At 70.2% G+C, this 16,318-nt stretch carries 11 protein-coding genes; 9 read left to right on the forward strand and 2 right to left on the reverse strand.

What is annotated here, in order from left to right; all coding sequences use genetic code 11:
• Nucleotides 1-38: 38 nt before the first annotated feature.
• The 9 genes from rplA (at nucleotide 39) to ACFY2K_RS01835 (ending at nucleotide 14,296) form a co-directional block, all read left to right on the forward strand.
• Nucleotides 39-761: a 50S ribosomal protein L1 gene (rplA, locus tag ACFY2K_RS01795; RefSeq protein ID WP_375881987.1), complete on the forward strand. Its 723-nt coding sequence runs from the start codon at nucleotides 39-41 to the stop codon at nucleotides 759-761.
• A gap of 239 nt (nucleotides 762-1,000) precedes the next feature.
• Complete coding sequence (locus ACFY2K_RS01800) at nucleotides 1,001-1,783, forward strand: hypothetical protein (RefSeq protein ID WP_387709192.1); 783 nt, start codon at nucleotides 1,001-1,003, stop codon at nucleotides 1,781-1,783.
• A 104-nt stretch (nucleotides 1,784-1,887) separates the two neighbouring features.
• On the forward strand, nucleotides 1,888-2,742 hold the full coding sequence (locus ACFY2K_RS01805; protein ID WP_380640087.1) for a hypothetical protein: 855 nt from the start codon (nucleotides 1,888-1,890) through the stop codon (nucleotides 2,740-2,742).
• Nucleotides 2,743-2,834: 92 nt separating this feature from the next.
• A complete protein-coding gene (locus tag ACFY2K_RS01810) occupies nucleotides 2,835-3,752 on the forward strand; it encodes a hypothetical protein (protein WP_380521297.1) in 918 nt (305 codons plus the stop codon).
• Nucleotides 3,753-3,854: 102 nt separating this feature from the next.
• Nucleotides 3,855-4,730, forward strand: a complete 876-nt coding sequence (locus ACFY2K_RS01815) for a hypothetical protein (RefSeq protein ID WP_380521295.1) — start codon at nucleotides 3,855-3,857, stop codon at nucleotides 4,728-4,730.
• A 359-nt stretch (nucleotides 4,731-5,089) separates the two neighbouring features.
• Nucleotides 5,090-5,653: a 50S ribosomal protein L10 gene (gene rplJ, locus ACFY2K_RS01820; RefSeq protein WP_350503606.1), complete on the forward strand. Its 564-nt coding sequence runs from the start codon at nucleotides 5,090-5,092 to the stop codon at nucleotides 5,651-5,653.
• Nucleotides 5,654-5,740: 87 nt separating this feature from the next.
• Complete coding sequence (gene rplL / locus ACFY2K_RS01825) at nucleotides 5,741-6,124, forward strand: 50S ribosomal protein L7/L12 (RefSeq protein WP_375881995.1); 384 nt, start codon at nucleotides 5,741-5,743, stop codon at nucleotides 6,122-6,124.
• A gap of 685 nt (nucleotides 6,125-6,809) precedes the next feature.
• Nucleotides 6,810-10,286, forward strand: coding sequence for a DNA-directed RNA polymerase subunit beta (gene rpoB / locus ACFY2K_RS01830; protein ID WP_375881997.1), 3,477 nt, complete (start codon nucleotides 6,810-6,812; stop codon nucleotides 10,284-10,286).
• Nucleotides 10,287-10,402: 116 nt separating this feature from the next.
• A complete protein-coding gene (locus tag ACFY2K_RS01835; protein WP_375882000.1) occupies nucleotides 10,403-14,296 on the forward strand; it encodes a DNA-directed RNA polymerase subunit beta' in 3,894 nt (1,297 codons plus the stop codon).
• Nucleotides 14,297-14,390: 94 nt separating this feature from the next.
• Here the strand turns inward: ACFY2K_RS01835 and ACFY2K_RS01840 are convergent, their stop codons facing one another.
• Nucleotides 14,391-15,689 carry a M48 family metalloprotease gene (locus ACFY2K_RS01840; protein ID WP_387709195.1) on the reverse strand — a complete coding sequence of 433 codons (1,299 nt, stop codon included), beginning with the start codon at nucleotides 15,687-15,689 and terminating at the stop codon, nucleotides 14,391-14,393.
• A gap of 97 nt (nucleotides 15,690-15,786) precedes the next feature.
• Complete coding sequence (locus ACFY2K_RS01845) at nucleotides 15,787-16,302, reverse strand: Pycsar system effector family protein (RefSeq protein WP_375882006.1); 516 nt, start codon at nucleotides 16,300-16,302, stop codon at nucleotides 15,787-15,789.
• Nucleotides 16,303-16,318: the final 16 nt, after the last annotated feature.

Raw genomic sequence — 16,318 nt, forward strand, 5'->3', positions numbered from 1 at the left:
TCGAATACCACAACTCCAATCACCATTCAGGAGCAGCAGTGAAGCGCAGCAAGGCTCTGAAGGCCGCGGACGCCCAGGTCGACCGCGACCGCCTCTACGCCCCCCTCGAGGCCGTCCGCCTCGCCAAGGCGACCAGCACCACCAAGTTCGACGGCACCGTCGAGGTCGCCATGCGTCTGGGCGTCGACCCGCGCAAGGCCGACCAGATGGTCCGCAGCACCGTGATCCTCCCGCACGGCACCGGTAAGACCGCTCGGGTCCTGGTCTTCGCGACCGGCGAGCGTGCCGAGGCCGCGCGTGCTGCGGGTGCCGACATCGTCGGCTCCGACGAGCTCATCGACGAGGTCGCCAAGGGCCGCCTCGACTTCGACGCCGTCGTCGCCACCCCGGACCTCATGGGCAAGGTCGGCCGCCTGGGCCGCGTGCTCGGTCCCCGTGGCCTGATGCCGAACCCGAAGACCGGCACCGTGACCCCGGACACCGCCAAGGCAGTGAACGAGATCAAGGGCGGCAAGATCGAGTTCCGCGTCGACAAGCACTCGAACCTGCACTTCATCATCGGTAAGGCCTCCTTCACCGACGAGCAGCTGGTCGAGAACTACGCCGCCGCGCTGGACGAGGTGCTCCGCGCCAAGCCGTCCGCCGCCAAGGGCCGCTACATCAAGAAGACCGCGTTCTCGACCACCATGGGCCCCGGCATCCTGGTGGACCCGAACCGCACCCGCAACCTCCTCGTCGAGGAGGACCCGGCCGCGGTCTGAGCCCCAGTGCTCTAGAGCAGTCCGTACGACGGGCCCGCACCCCCTTCACCGGGGGTGCGGGCCCGTCGTCGTTCCTGCGGTGCGGCCGGGCAGCGGCGCGGCCGGGTGGTGGGGCCCGGCGGGGCGGCGGCGGAAACGGTTGCGGGATCGGGACACGGGTGAAGGGGAACGGTTGAGCGAGTCGTCGTACGCTCTGCCGGTCAGATCATGTGGAGAACCTGTGACCGCCGGAGTGTGCCGTGCCGCCCGCCCTTCGCCCCGCCGCGCTCGCGGCGGCCCTGCTGCTGCTCGGCACCACCACCGCCTGCAGCGTGCTGGCCGCCCCGAGCACCCGCGTCCCCGGTGAGCCGGCGCCGATCCCGCCCAAGCAGGTGGTGCTCGCGGCCGCCCAGGCCCTGGACGACGCCGGCGGCGCCCGGGTCGACCTGCTGCGGGAGGGCCCGGACGGCCGGCGCAGCGCGAGCGGCAGCCTGGTCTGGGGCGACCGGGACGAGGTCACGCTGGCCGTCACCGACGAGCTGGGCACCGGGCAGCTGTCCCTCCGGGACGGCGCGCTCGACCTCACGTACCAGGGCGGCGCGGCCAGGCACGCCGAGCGCGCCACCGCGGAGTCGATCGACCCGGCGGCCGGCAACGGCTCCAGCGGCTACGCGGGCGGCTGGATGACCGCGCTGGTCACCAACCCGGGCAGCCGGGCGTACGCGATCGCCCAGGCCGACCGGCTCGGCTCGCTCGGCGCCGAGCAGCTCGCCGGGACGACCGTCGCGCACTACCGGGGCTCCGCCCCGGTGGCCGACTACTTCGGCGCGGACCGGGAGTTGGACCCGCAGCAGCTCGCCGCGGTGGTCGGCTGGTACCGGCAGCGCGGGGTCGGCGAGATCGGGTACGACGTCTGGGTCGGGCCCGGCCCGCGGCTGATGAAGCTCCGTGAGACGGCCCGGGGGAGCGCCGGGACCACCGTGACCACGACGGACGTCATCGCGCCCGGGGCGGGGGAGACGACCCCGGCCGCGACCGGCTGACGGGAGGGGATATCCGGTGCGGGTCGGCCCTGGCGATCCGTTAGAGTCCGGCTGAGAAGAAGCCGATGATCGGCTCTTCCGAGGAACTTACGGGGGGTACTTCCATGCGCGCTGTCCGTCTCGCGGCCACCGTCGCGACCGCCGCCGTCCTGCTGGCCGGCGCCACCGCCTGCGGCAGCAAGGGCGGCGACACCAAGAGCGCCGCCGACAGCACGGGCGCCACCGGCGGCAAGGACGCCGCCGCGGCCGCGGCCGGACTCGCCGCCGACCCGAAGGCCGCGCTCGCCGCCTCCGCCCTGGTGATGCAGAAGGCCGGCAACGGCAAGGTCGCCATGACCTCCCCGGACGCCTCCAGCCCGGGCGGCAGCGGCAGCGCCGACTGGAAGGACCCGGGCAAGGTCTCCGTGGACGTGTCCAGCGACATGGACGGCAAGAAGCTCAGGATCCGGGCGATCGGGGCCGACACCTACATCGGCGGCGACGACACCACGGCCGCCGCCCTCCAGGGGAAGCACTGGGTCAAGGTGCCCGCCACGGAGGAGATGGGCAGCGCCTTCGTGGTGATGGGCCAGATGGTCAACCCGGTCTCCCAGCTCACCATCGCGGCCGCGAGCGGCAAGCTCAGCAAGGTCGGCCAGGAGGCCGTGGACGGCGTCCAGACCACCCACCTGCGGGCCGTCGAGGACACCGCCACCCTGGTGGCCGGGATGACCTCGCTCACCGCGGAGCAGCGCCAGTCCGTCCAGAAGACGCTGGAGCAGGACGGCAAGACCCTCACCATCGACTTCTGGCTGAACGACAAGCAGGAGCTGGTGAAGTACCAGGAGTACGGCGACACCAACGGCCAGTCCAAGGCCGTCACCGTCAAGTACTCCGACCTCGGCAAGGCCGAGAAGATCGAGGCGCCCGCCGCCGGCGACCTCGGCGCCCAGGCCGACCTGCTCAAGCTGTTCGGCTGATCCGGCCGGACACCCGGGCCGGACACCGCACCAAACACCGGCTACCACCCCGGGCGCGTCGCGCGCCCGGGGGTTCTCGAGGGGGGAACACCATGGCTGGAACCCGGAAGGCCGCCGTCGCCGTCGTCCTCGCCGCTCTGGCGCTGACCGCGACCGCCTGCAACGACAACGGCTCCGACGGCGGGAACGCCGCCCCGGCGGCCCCGACCACGGCCGCCGCCGCGACGACCGCCGCCACCCAGGCCGCCCCGCCGGTCAAGGTGAGCCCGGCGGTCTTCCTGGAGCAGGTCACCAAGAAGACCGGCGCGGCCAAGTCGGCCAAGGTCACCGAGGAGATCTCGGTCGGCCAGGTCACCATGAAGGGCCAGGGGGCACTGGGCTGGTCCGACGGCCTGGAGGCCGACCTGACCATGGACCTCACCGGCTCCCCGATGGCCAAGGCGCTGGAGCCGATCACCGGCGGGCCGAAGGTGCACTACCTGTACACCGCGGACGCGATGTACATGGGTCTGGGCGGCCAGATGGTCCAGGGCGGCGGCCCGCGCTGGCTGCGCTACAGCAAGGAGGAGATGTCCAAGCTCTCCGGGGGCTCGACCGACCAGCTCCAGAGCGCGGACCCGGTCCAGGGCGTCCGGACGCTGATCGCCACCGGCAAGGTCACCGAGGTCGGCCAGGAGACGGTGGACGGCAAGGCCGCCACCCACTACTCCGGGGAGCTCGCCGTCGCCGACCTGGTCAAGGCGACCGGCCGGGGCGTGACCCAGGAGCAGGCCGACCGGCTCAAGCAGAACCTGGACAAGGCCGGCGTCGCCAGTGAGCAGGTCGACGTCTGGGTCGACGCCGACCAGCTGGTGGTCAAGCGGACCGAGCGGGCCGACACCAAGAACGGACCGGTGAACATCGCCGTGACCTACTCGGACTACGGCACGCCGGTCGTCGCCGCCACCCCGGGGGACTTCATCACCCTCGCCGACCTGGCGAAGGCCGGCGGCACTCCCGCCGGCAGCTGACGCCGGCCCCCGACCCGGCCGATCAGGTGGACGGGGCGGGGGCTGCCACCGGCCGGACCCGGTCCGGGTGGCAAGGTGGGCCCGGTGAGAGAGGAACGGACGATGGCGCGACGGCAGCGACTGGCGGCGGTGGCCGTCGTCGCCGTGCTCGCGAGCGGCCTGACCGGCTGCGGCGGCGGGGACGCGCCCGCCACACCCTCGGCCGGCGCCAGCGCGAGCACCGCCGCCGCGACCGCCGCCACCCCGACCGGGCCGGCCAAGCCGACCGACCGCTCCCCGCACGGCGTGCTGCTCTCCGCCCAGCTGGCCATGCAGACCGCCCGCCGGGCCAAGGTCGGCTACCGGCTGGGCGCGGACGCCGGCTCCGGCTCGCTGTTCTGGGCGCCCAAGACGGCGGCCCAGCTCAAGCGCTCCACCCCGGGTGACGCCGAGCAGCTGATCGTCGTGGACACCGTCGGCTACCAGGGCGGCGACGCCGCCACCGCAGCCAGGAACGGCGGCAGGCACTGGGAGCGCTTCTCCGTCCCGACCGACCCGGACGGGCACAAGGCGGTCCCGTACGCGGGGCTGCTGGACCTGCTGAACCCGGTCGAGGCACTGGCCGCGGCCACCGCCGACGGGGTGGAGCCGGCCTTCGTCGGCGAGGAGAAGTTCGAGGACTCCACCGTCGAGCACTACCGGGTGACCACCACCGCCGAGAAGTACGCGGCGGCCCAGACCCAGCTGACACAGGCCCGCCGGGACGGCCTGCGGGCCGCACTGGCCCCCGGCGGCTCGCTCGAACTCACCCTGGACCTCTGGCTGAACGACAAGGACCAACTGGTCCGGCTGCAGCGCACCGGGAACGGGGACAGCGGCCGGGCGGACGACTCGGTGATCTACTCCGACCCGGCCGGCGCGCTGCTCTCGGCCCAGGCCCCGGCCGAGACGGACACCGTGGACACCGGCGTCCGGACGGTCTCCCCGCTGGCCCGCTGAGCCCGCCGGGGCCCGTTCCGGTTCACCCGTCCGAGGGCGATTTGCGTCGTCCGGACGAGTCCGGTTACTGTTGCCGAAGCCAAAGACCGCTGGTTGTCGCCGCCCCCGTCAGGGAGTCGGTGGCCGAAGGATCTGCGCTTCGTCGCAGGCAGCCCGCGCAGGTGTGTCTGGAGCTTCGACTTCCGGGTCCCGCGTTCGCGCTGGTGCCCGTCGAGGTCGCTACGAGCCCCGTGCGCCTGCGCACCGGGGCTCATTGCATTTTCTGCAAGGGCTTTCCTTCCGTCCGGCCGGTTCGAGGTGTGAATGGTCGACTTTCGCGGTCGGCCGGACTTCGACATCACGGAAGGAGGCGTAAGCCTATGGCCAGGCCCGACAAGGCTGCCGCCGTCGCCGAGATCACGGACAAGTTCCGTGGCTCCTCCGCGGCGCTGCTGACCGAGTACCGCGGTCTCTCGGTGAAGCAGGTCAAGACCCTGCGTCGCTCGCTCGGCGACAACGCCGAGTACGCCGTGGTGAAGAACACGCTGACCAAGATCGCGGCCAATGAGGCCGGGATCTCCGAGCTCGACGACCTGTTCAACGGTCCGACGGCTGTCGCCTTCGTCACCGGTGACCCGGTGGAGTCGGCGAAGGCTCTGCGTGACTTCGCCAAGGAGAACCCCGCTCTCATCATCAAGGGCGGTGTCCTTGACGGTAAGGCGCTGTCCGCCGATGAGATCAAGAAGCTCGCGGACCTCGAGTCCCGCGAGGTGCTGCTCGCCAAGCTGGCGGGTGCCCTGAAGGCCAAGCAGTCCCAGGCTGCCGCGCTCTTCCAGGCCCTGCCGTCGAAGCTCGTCCGCACTGTGGACGCGCTGCGCGACAAGGTCGAGCAGGGCGGTGCCGGTACGCCGGCTCCCGCCGCCGAGGACGCCGCCGCCGAGTAATCGGCAGGCTCACGCCTCGCTGCGGGCCCGTGCCCGCCCAACCCGTACATCCGGCACCACCTGCCGATTTAGTGGAAGGACGCCATCATGGCGAAGCTGTCCCAGGACGAGCTGCTCGCGCAGTTCGAGGAGCTCACCCTCATCGAGCTCGCCGCCTTCGTGAAGGCCTTCGAGGACAAGTTCGACGTCACCGCCGCCGCTCCGGTCGCCGTTGCCGGCATCGCCGGCCCGGGCGCCGTGGCCGAGGCCGTTGAGGAGCAGGACGAGTTCGACGTCATCCTCGACGGCGCCGGTGACAAGAAGATCCAGGTCATCAAGGAGGTGCGCACCCTGACCTCCCTCGGCCTGAAGGAGGCCAAGGACCTCGTTGACACCGCTGGTGCCAAGGTCCTGGAGAAGGTTGCCAAGGACGTTGCCGAGAAGGCCAAGGCCGCCCTCGAGGGTGCCGGCGCCAAGGTCACCGTCAAGTGACTTCTCGCCCCCTCTGAGGGGGCCTGAGGCCGGGCCGATCACCCTTGCGGGTGGTCGGCCCGGTCTTTTGTGTTTCCGGGCCCGCCCGCCCTCCCCGCCGCCCGCGGCCGGCCGGCCACCGGTGTGGCCGATCGCGCACTCGGTACTGTCGGCGACGAGGAGTATGGTGATCACCGTCATCGACGGTGGCCCCGACCACGGCTTCTGTAACGCCGGAGGGGTTCGGACCGATGAACGGGTCGAGGCCCGCCCCGCCGGCGGGCCCTTGACGAACCTGGCGAGGCGCGCGATTCTCAAGGCGCGAGTCCGCCCGGTTGGTTCGCCGCTGGATGCATAACCAGCGGCCCGGGCGGGAAATGACTCCACGTGAGTTAGAGCAGTACCCGGTGGGCGCCCGCGCCCCCGGCTACCGGGAGGAGTCTCCGATTCGGTTTCCGAATCAGAGCTGGACAGCAGTGTGGCCTTTGGCTACACTGTCCCTTTGCGCTGCCTGTTAGCTGCTCCGTGACTCGTCGCCCGGAGTTTGCGTTGCCCTGAAGGGGTCTGGCACCGCCTCCGCAAAGCGGCTCTGACCTGGGGTTTCGACCCCGGCGGAGGCCAGCTGCGAGGGAGGCGGAATCCAGGCTCCAGCAGGCCCGGCTGGTACGCGCGTAGTGAGCTCCGAGCCCTCGGAAGGACCCCCCTCTTGGCCGCGCCGCGCAACGCCTCGAACAATTCCGCCGCATCCACCGCCCCGCTCCGCGTCTCGTTCGCGAAGATCAAGGAGCCCCTCGAGGTCCCGAACCTCCTGGCCCTGCAGACCGAGAGCTTTGACTGGCTGCTCGGCAACGCGGCCTGGAAGTCCCGGGTCGAGCAGGCGTTGGAGTCTGGTCAGGACGTCCCCACCAAGTCCGGTCTGGAGGAGATCTTCGAGGAGATCTCGCCGATCGAGGACTTCAGCGGGTCGATGTCCCTGACCTTCCGCGACCACCGTTTCGAGCCGCCGAAGAACTCCATTGACGAGTGCAAGGACCGCGACTTCACGTACGCGGCCCCGCTCTTCGTCACGGCCGAGTTCACCAACAACGAGACCGGTGAGATCAAGTCTCAGACGGTCTTCATGGGCGATTTCCCGCTCATGACCCACAAGGGCACGTTCGTGATCAACGGCACCGAGCGTGTCGTCGTGTCGCAGCTCGTCCGCTCCCCGGGCGTGTACTTCGACTCCACCCTGGACAAGGTGTCCGACAAGGACATCTACTCCTGCAAGGTCATCCCCTCGCGTGGTGCCTGGCTCGAGATGGAGATCGACAAGCGCGACATGGTCGGCGTCCGCATCGACCGCAAGCGCAAGCAGTCCGTCACCGTGCTGCTCAAGGCTCTCGGCTGGACCAACGAGATGATTCTCGAGGAGTTCGGCGAGTACGAGTCGATGCGCAACACCCTGGAGAAGGACCACACCCAGGGCCAGGACGACGCGCTGCTGGACATCTACCGCAAGCTGCGTCCGGGCGAGCCGCCGACGCGCGAGGCCGCGCAGACGCTTCTGGAGAACCTGTACTTCAACCCGAAGCGCTACGACCTGGCCAAGGTCGGTCGTTACAAGCTGAACAGGAAGCTGGGCAACGCCGAGTCGCTGGACTCCGGTGTGCTCACCGAGCCCGACATCATCGGTGCGATCAAGTACCTGGTGAAGCTGCACGCGGGCGAGACCGAGTGGCGTGACGAGACCGGCCGCGACATCGTGGTCGAGGTCGACGACATCGACCACTTCGGCAACCGCCGCCTGCGCAACGTCGGCGAGCTCATCCAGAACCAGGTCCGTACGGGTCTCGCCCGTATGGAGCGCGTCGTGCGCGAGCGCATGACCACTCAGGACGTCGAGGCGATCACGCCGCAGACCCTGATCAACATCCGGCCGGTCGTCGCCTCCATCAAGGAGTTCTTCGGCACCAGCCAGCTGTCGCAGTTCATGGACCAGACGAACCCGCTGTCGGGCCTGACCCACAAGCGTCGTCTGTCCGCCCTCGGTCCCGGTGGTCTCTCCCGTGAGCGCGCCGGCTTCGAGGTCCGTGACGTGCACCCCTCGCACTACGGCCGCATGTGTCCGATCGAGACCCCGGAAGGCCCGAACATCGGTCTGATCGGGTCGCTGGCCTCGTACGGCCGGGTCAACGCCTTCGGCTTCATCGAGACCCCGTACCGCAAGGTCGTCGACGGTGTCGTCACCGAGAAGGTGGACTACCTCACCGCCGACGAGGAGGACCGCTACGTCATCGCCCAGGCGAACGCCCCGCTGACCGCGGACCTGCACTTCGCCGAGCCCCGTGTCCTGGTCCGTCGCCGCGGCGGCGAGATCGACTACATCCCGGGCTCCGAGATCGACTACATGGACGTCTCGCCGCGCCAGATGGTGTCGGTCGCGACCGCCATGATCCCGTTCCTCGAGCACGACGACGCCAACCGCGCGCTCATGGGCTCGAACATGATGCGCCAGGCGGTGCCGCTGCTGAAGAGCGAGGCCCCGCTGGTCGGCACCGGCATGGAGTACCGCTGCGCCGTCGACGCCGCCGACGTCATCACCGCCGAGAAGTCCGGCGTGGTGCAGGAGGTCTCGGCCGACTACGTCACCGTGGCGAACGACGACGGCACGTACACCACGTACCGCGCCGCCAAGTTCACCCGCTCCAACCAGGGCACCGCCTTCAACCAGAAGGTGCTCGTGGACGAGGGCGCCCGGGTCGAGGTCAACCAGGTGCTGGCCGACGGCCCGTGCACCGACGAGGGCGAGATGGCCCTCGGCAAGAACCTGCTCGTGGCGTTCATGTCGTGGGAGGGTCACAACTACGAGGACGCGATCATCCTGTCGCAGCGCCTCGTGCAGGACGACGTCCTCTCCTCGATCCACATCGAGGAGCACGAGGTCGACGCCCGTGACACCAAGCTCGGCCCCGAGGAGATCACCCGGGACATCCCGAACGTCTCCGAGGAGGTCCTCGCGGACCTGGACGAGCGCGGCATCATCCGGATCGGCGCCGACGTCGTCACCGGTGACATCCTCGTCGGCAAGGTCACCCCGAAGGGTGAGACCGAGCTGACCCCCGAGGAGCGCCTGCTCCGCGCGATCTTCGGCGAGAAGGCCCGTGAGGTCCGCGACACCTCGCTCAAGGTCCCGCACGGTGAGTCCGGCAAGGTCATCGGCGTCCGCGTCTTCGACCGCGAAGAGGGCGACGAGCTGCCCCCGGGCGTCAACCAGCTGGTCCGCGTCTACGTGGCCCAGAAGCGCAAGATCACCAACGGTGACAAGCTCGCCGGCCGTCACGGCAACAAGGGTGTCATCTCCAAGATCCTTCCGGTCGAGGACATGCCCTTCCTCGAGGACGGCACCCCGGTCGACATCATCCTCAACCCGCTGGGTGTCCCGTCCCGAATGAACCCGGGACAGGTCCTGGAGATCCACCTCGGGTGGCTCGCCAAGCAGGGCTGGGACGTCTCCGGCCTCGCCGACGAGTGGGCCCAGCGCCTCCAGGCGATCGGCGCCGACCAGGTCAGCGGTGGCACCAACCTCGCCACCCCGGTCTTCGACGGTGCCCGCGAGGACGAGATCACCGGTCTGCTGGACAACACCACCCTCACCCGTGACGGTGAGCGCCTGGTGAACTCCACCGGCAAGGCCCGCCTGTTCGACGGCCGCTCCGGCGAGCCGTTCCCGATGCCGGTCTCGGTCGGCTACATGTACATCCTCAAGCTGCACCACCTGGTCGACGACAAGCTGCACGCCCGTTCGACCGGTCCGTACTCGATGATCACCCAGCAGCCGCTCGGTGGTAAGGCGCAGTTCGGTGGTCAGCGCTTCGGTGAGATGGAGGTGTGGGCCCTCGAGGCGTACGGCGCCGCGTACGCCCTGCAGGAGCTGCTCACCATCAAGTCCGACGACGTGCTCGGCCGCGTGAAGGTCTACGAGGCCATCGTCAAGGGCGAGAACATCCCCGAGCCCGGCATTCCCGAGTCCTTCAAGGTTCTCATCAAGGAAATGCAGTCGCTCTGCCTCAACGTGGAGGTGCTGTCCTCGGACGGCCAGTCCATCGAGATGCGGGACTCCGACGAGGACGTCTTCCGCGCCGCCGAAGAGCTCGGCATCGACCTGTCCCGGCGCGAGCCGAGCAGCGTCGAAGAGGTCTGACGGAGGTCGGGCCGGCTCGCGCTTCTGAATCAAGCAGAGCGCGCAGCCGGCCCGCCCCCAGGCCCCCCTCAGACCACAGACAAACTCTCGAATCACGAAAGAGGGCTTGACGACCAGTGCTTGACGTCAACTTCTTCGACGAGCTCCGCATCGGCCTGGCCACCGCCGACGACATCCGCCAGTGGTCGCACGGCGAGGTCAAGAAGCCGGAGACCATCAACTACCGCACCCTGAAGCCCGAAAAGGACGGCCTCTTCTGCGAGAAGATCTTCGGCCCGACCCGGGACTGGGAGTGCTACTGCGGTAAGTACAAGCGCGTCCGCTTCAAGGGCATCATCTGTGAGCGCTGCGGCGTCGAGGTGACCCGCGCCAAGGTGCGCCGCGAGCGGATGGGCCACATCGAGCTGGCCGCCCCGGTCACCCACATCTGGTACTTCAAGGGCGTGCCGTCCCGCCTCGGCTACCTGCTCGACCTGGCGCCGAAGGACCTCGAGAAGGTCATCTACTTCGCCGCCTACATGATCACCTGGGTCGACGACGAGCGCCGCCAGCGCGACCTGCCGTCCCTGGAGGCGCACGTCTCGGTCGAGCGCCAGCAGATCGAGAACCGCCGCGACTCCGACCTCGAAGGCCGCGCCAAGAAGGCCGAGTCCGACCTCGCCGAGCTGGAGGCCGAGGGCGCCAAGGCCGACGTGCGCCGCAAGGTGCGCGAGGGCGCCGAGCGCGAGATGAAGCAGCTGCGCGACCGCGCGCAGCGCGAGCTCGACCGCCTCGACGAGGTGTGGGCCCGCTTCAAGAACCTCAAGGTCCAGGACCTGGAGGGCGACGAGCTGCTCTACCGCGAGCTGCGCGACCGCTTCGGCACCTACTTCTCCGGCTCGATGGGCGCCGCGGCCCTCAAGGACCGCCTGGAGACCTTCGACCTGGCGGAGGAGGCCGAGCGCCTCCGCGAGATCATCCGCACCGGCAAGGGCCAGAAGAAGACCCGTGCGCTCAAGCGCCTCAAGGTCGTCTCCGCGTTCCTGCAGACCAGCAACAAGCCCAACGGCATGGTGCTGGACTGCGTCCCGGTCATCCCGCCGGACCTGCGTCCGATGGTGCAGCTGGACGGTGGCCGCTTCGCGACCTCCGACCTGAACGACCTGTACCGCCGCGTGATCAACCGCAACAACCGCCTGAAGCGCCTGCTCGACCTCGGTGCCCCCGAGATCATCGTGAACAACGAGAAGCGCATGCTCCAGGAGGCCGTCGACGCGCTGTTCGACAACGGCCGCCGCGGCCGTCCGGTCACCGGTCCGGGCAACCGCCCGCTCAAGTCCCTGAGCGACATGCTCAAGGGCAAGCAGGGTCGTTTCCGTCAGAACCTGCTCGGCAAGCGAGTCGACTACTCGGCCCGTTCGGTCATCGTCGTCGGCCCGCAGCTCAAGCTGCACCAGTGCGGTCTGCCGAAGGCCATGGCGCTGGAGCTCTTCAAGCCGTTCGTGATGAAGCGCCTGGTCGACCTGAACCACGCGCAGAACATCAAGTCGGCCAAGCGCATGGTCGAGCGCGCCCGCCCGGTCGTGTGGGACGTGCTCGAAGAGGTCATCGCCGAGCACCCCGTCCTGCTGAACCGTGCGCCCACCCTGCACCGCCTCGGCATCCAGGCCTTCGAGCCGCAGCTGGTCGAGGGCAAGGCCATCCAGATCCACCCGCTCGTCTGCACCGCGTTCAACGCGGACTTCGACGGTGACCAGATGGCCGTCCACCTGCCGCTCTCCGCGGAGGCGCAGGCCGAGGCCCGCATCCTGATGCTGTCCTCGAACAACATCCTCAAGCCGGCCGACGGTCGCCCCGTCACCATGCCGACCCAGGACATGGTGCTCGGCCTGTTCTTCCTGACCTCGGACCGCGACAACGTGAAGGGCGCCGGCCGCACCTTCTCGTCGACCGCCGAGGCGATCATGGCCTTCGACGCCCGCGAGCTGGACGTCCAGGCCCCGATCGAGCTGCGCCTGGCCGCCGGCACCGTCCCGCCCCGTGGCTGGACCCCGCCGGTGGACGAGGAGGGCCAGTCGACCTGGTTCGACGGCGAGCCCTTCCGCCTCAGCACCACCCTGGGCCGCGCGCTCTTCAACGAGCTGCTGCCCGAGGACTACCCGTTCGTCGACTACGAGGTGGGCAAGAAGCAGCTCTCCGCGATCGTCAACGACCTGGCGGAGCGCTACCCCAAGGTCGTCGTCGCGGCGACCCTGGACAACCTCAAGGCGTCCGGTTTCCACTGGTCGACCCGCTCGGGCGTCACCGTCTCGATCTCCGACGTCGTCGTCCCGCCGAACAAGCCCCAGATCCTCGAGGGCTACGAGGCGAAGGCGGAGAAGGTCCAGCGTCAGTACGAGCGCGGCCTGATCACCAACGACGAGCGCAAGCAGGAGCTCATCGGCATCTGGACCCAGGCGACCAACGAGGTCGCCGAGGCCATGAACGAGAACTTCCCGAAGACGAACCCCATCTTCATGATGGTCGACTCGGGTGCTCGTGGAAACATGATGCAGATGCGCCAGATCGCCGGTATGCGTGGTCTGGTGTCCAACGCCAAGAACGAGACCATCCCGCGACCCATCAAGGCGTCGTTCCGTGAGGGTCTCACCGTGCTGGAGTACTTCATCTCCACCCACGGTGCCCGTAAGGGTCTGGCGGACACCGCCCTCCGTACCGCCGACTCCGGCTACCTCACCCGTCGTCTGGTCGACGTCTCCCAGGACGTCATCATTCGCGAGGAGGACTGCGGCACCGAGCGCGGCCTCAAGCTGTCGATCGGCTCCGTGGGCGCCGACGGCGTGCTGCGCAAGGCCGACGACGTCGAGACCAGCGTGTACGCCCGCATGCTCGCCGAGGACATCACCGTCGACGGCAAGCTGCTCGCCACCGCCAACACCGACCTCGGTGACGTGCTGATGGACGAGCTGATCCGCCACGGCGTGTCCGAGGTCAAGGTCCGCTCGATCCTCACCTGTGAGTCGGCCGTCGGCACCTGTGCCTTCTGCTACGGCCGTTCGCTGGCCACCGGCAAGCTGGTCGACATCGGTGAGGCGGTCGGCATCATCGCCGCCCAGTCCATCGGTGAGCCCGGCACCCAGCTGACCATGCGTACCTTCCACACCGGTGGTGTGGCCGGTGACGACATCACCCAGGGTCTGCCGCGTGTCGTCGAGCTCTTCGAGGCCCGCACCCCCAAGGGTGTGGCCCCGATCTCCGAGGCCACCGGCCGCGCGCGGATCGAGGACACCGAGAAGACCCGCAAGATCGTCATCACGCCGGACGACGGCACCGACGAGATCGCCTACCCGGTCTCGAAGCGTGTCAAGCTGCTGGTCAGCGAGGGCGAGGCGGTCGAGGTCGGCCAGAAGCTGACCATGGGTGCCACCAACCCGCACGACGTCCTGCGCATCATGGGCCAGCGCGCCGTCCAGATCCACCTGGTCGCCGAAGTCCAGAAGGTCTACAACTCGCAGGGCGTGTCGATCCACGACAAGCACATCGAGATCATCATCCGGCAGATGCTCCGCCGCGTGACGATCATCGAGTCGGGCGACGCCGAGCTGCTCCCGGGCGAGCTCGTCGAGCGCGGCCGCTTCGAGACCGAGAACCGTCGCGTGGTCTCCGAGGGCGGTCACCCCGCCTCCGGCCGTCCGCAGCTGATGGGTATCACCAAGGCCTCGCTGGCCACCGAGTCCTGGCTGTCGGCCGCCTCCTTCCAGGAGACGACCCGGGTCCTCACCGACGCGGCGATCCACGCCAAGTCGGACCCGCTGCTGGGCCTCAAGGAGAACGTCATCCTCGGTAAGCTCATCCCGGCCGGTACGGGTCTGCCCCGCTACCGCAACATCCGGGTCGAGCCGACCGAGGAGGCCAAGGCCGCCATGTACTCGGCCGTCGGCTACGACGACTACGACCTGTCGCCCTTCGGCGCCGGCTCCGGCCAGGCGGTTCCGCTGGACGACTACGACTACGGCCCGTACACCGGCTGAGTCGAGCGTCACTGATCGCAGGGCGGTCACCCCTCACGGGGTGGCCGCCCTGCGGCGTTTCCGGCGGGTGCTCCTGGCCGGTGCTTCCCGGGCGCTACCGGGCCGGGGTGGCTGCGGCCGCGCGCCAGTCCTCCAACCGGCGGATCCGGGTGTGGGTGTCCGGGTGGCTGGACAGCAGCCGCCGGCCCAGGCCCGGGCGGACGGCCCGGCCCCCGTTCTCCCGCGCGGCGGCCGCCAGGGCCTCCTCCTCGTCCCGCAGGAAGCCGTGGAAGACCTCGATCATGGCGTCGGCGAAACCGAGTTCGGCGGCCTGGACGTCCGCCCTCAGCTCGGAGCGGCGGCCGACCGCGGCCAGCAGGTACGGCGTGACCAGGACCAGCAGCAGCGGCGGGAAGGAGAGCGCCACGGCCACCACCAGGACCACCGAGACCAGCCCGACCACCAGGGCGCCGAGCAGCGAGAACACCGAGGCGATCCGGAACGCCACGACCGCCGCGATCCGGAAGACCGCCCAGGCGATCCGGGCCGGCATCGAGTACCAGTAGCCGAGCAGGGTCGCCCAGGCGTGGCCGCCGCGGTGGTGGCCGAGCTCGTGGGCGAGCACGGCGGCCAGCTGGGCGTCGGGGAGGGTCTCCAGCGCGTACCGGGTGACCCCGACGATGTGGCCGGCGGCCGCGGTGGCGTTGACGGCCTTGTGGTCCTCGATCCACAGGTCGTACGTCTCCGGGTTCACCCCCGCCTTGGCGGTCACCTGGTGCCAGATCGGCTCCAGCCTGGTCAGCTCGGAGTGCAGCGCCGGACGCATCCGGAACAGGTAGCGGGCGAGCACCTTCTCGGTCGGGCGGTGGAACACCAGCGCGCCGGAGGCGATCCAGAGGCCGATCAGCACCAGGTTGAGCGGCTCGGGGAGGAGCAGCGAGACCAGCGTGACGACCAGCAGGCTGCACAGGAAGTGCGGCAGCTGGAGCAGCAGTTGGCCGACCGCGGTGGCGTCGGCGCCGCGCTGGCGGGCCGCCAGGTGGACCCGGCCGGTGTGCGGGTCGATGTCGACGGTGGGGTCGAGGACCGGCGGCCGGGGCGGGGCGGGCGGCGGGGCGAAGCCCTGGGCGGGGATGCGCGGGGGGTGCTGGGGCTGCTGCTGGGGCTGGGGCTGGGGCGGGGGAGCGTACTGGGGCGGGACGGCGGTGGGGTACTGCGGCGGGGCGGGGGGCTGCGGGGCCGGCGCGGGGTACGGGGGCGGCGGCGGGGGAGCGGCGGTCGGGTAGGCGGGCGGCTGCGCCGTCGGGTACTGCGGGGCGGCCGTGGGGTACTGGGGCGGGACGGTCGGGTACTGCGGCGGGGCGGCCGTCGGGTACGGCGGCGGTGTGGCGTCCGGGTAGGTCGGTTCGGTCATGGCGGGGTCCTCGGGGACGGGACGCGCGCACGGCGGCGTCCGTACGGTGACGGGTTGGGCAGGACGGTGCTGGGCGGTGCTGGGCGGGGCAGGCCGGTCAGCCCAGGAACAGGGCGGTGACCAGCGGGAACAGGCCGGCGCCGAAGGCGAGGATGCCGACCCGGACCCAGGAGTGCTTCCGCGCGGCGATCAGGCTGTTCTCCGCGAGCGCGGCCCGGACGGCCTCCGCGGCCAGCCGCTCGGTGTCGGCCAGGGCGTCGGTGAGCAGCCCCCGTTCGGCGGCCAGCCGGATGTCCCCGAAGTAGCCGAGCGGGCGGCCTGGGCGCCAGGTGCTGCGCCGGAAGCGGGGCAGCACCGCGAGCAGCAGCGAGACCAGGGAGACGGCGATGCCCAGGCCGCCGAGGGCCAGCAACGCCTTCGCCGCGCCGGAGAGCTGCTGCGGCGCCCAGCCGGTGCTGGTGAGCAGGCCGCCGAGCACTCCGACGATCACGCCGAGGGCGGCGACCAGGACGGCCGCCTTGCTGTCCGCGCGGGCGATCTCGGTGCGCAGCTCGGCGAGCAGGGCGGTACCCGGCGGCGGGGGCACCGGGGCGGTACCGGCGGGGGCGGACACGGCGGGACTCCTCGGG

This window comes from Kitasatospora sp. NPDC001309 (genome assembly GCF_042896295.1).
Lineage (GTDB): Bacteria > Actinomycetota > Actinomycetes > Streptomycetales > Streptomycetaceae > Kitasatospora.

Coding starts and splice junctions, on each gene's coding strand:
- ACFY2K_RS01805 (WP_380640087.1), top strand. CDS start 1,888: ATGCGCGCTGTCCGTCTCGCGGCCACCGTCGCGACCGCCGCCGTCCTG.
- ACFY2K_RS01810 (WP_380521297.1), top strand. CDS start 2,835: ATGGCTGGAACCCGGAAGGCCGCCGTCGCCGTCGTCCTCGCCGCTCTG.
- ACFY2K_RS01815 (WP_380521295.1), top strand. CDS start 3,855: ATGGCGCGACGGCAGCGACTGGCGGCGGTGGCCGTCGTCGCCGTGCTC.
- rplJ (WP_350503606.1), top strand. CDS start 5,090: ATGGCCAGGCCCGACAAGGCTGCCGCCGTCGCCGAGATCACGGACAAG.
- rplL (WP_375881995.1), top strand. CDS start 5,741: ATGGCGAAGCTGTCCCAGGACGAGCTGCTCGCGCAGTTCGAGGAGCTC.
- ACFY2K_RS01840 (WP_387709195.1), bottom strand. CDS start 15,689: ATGACCGAACCGACCTACCCGGACGCCACACCGCCGCCGTACCCGACG.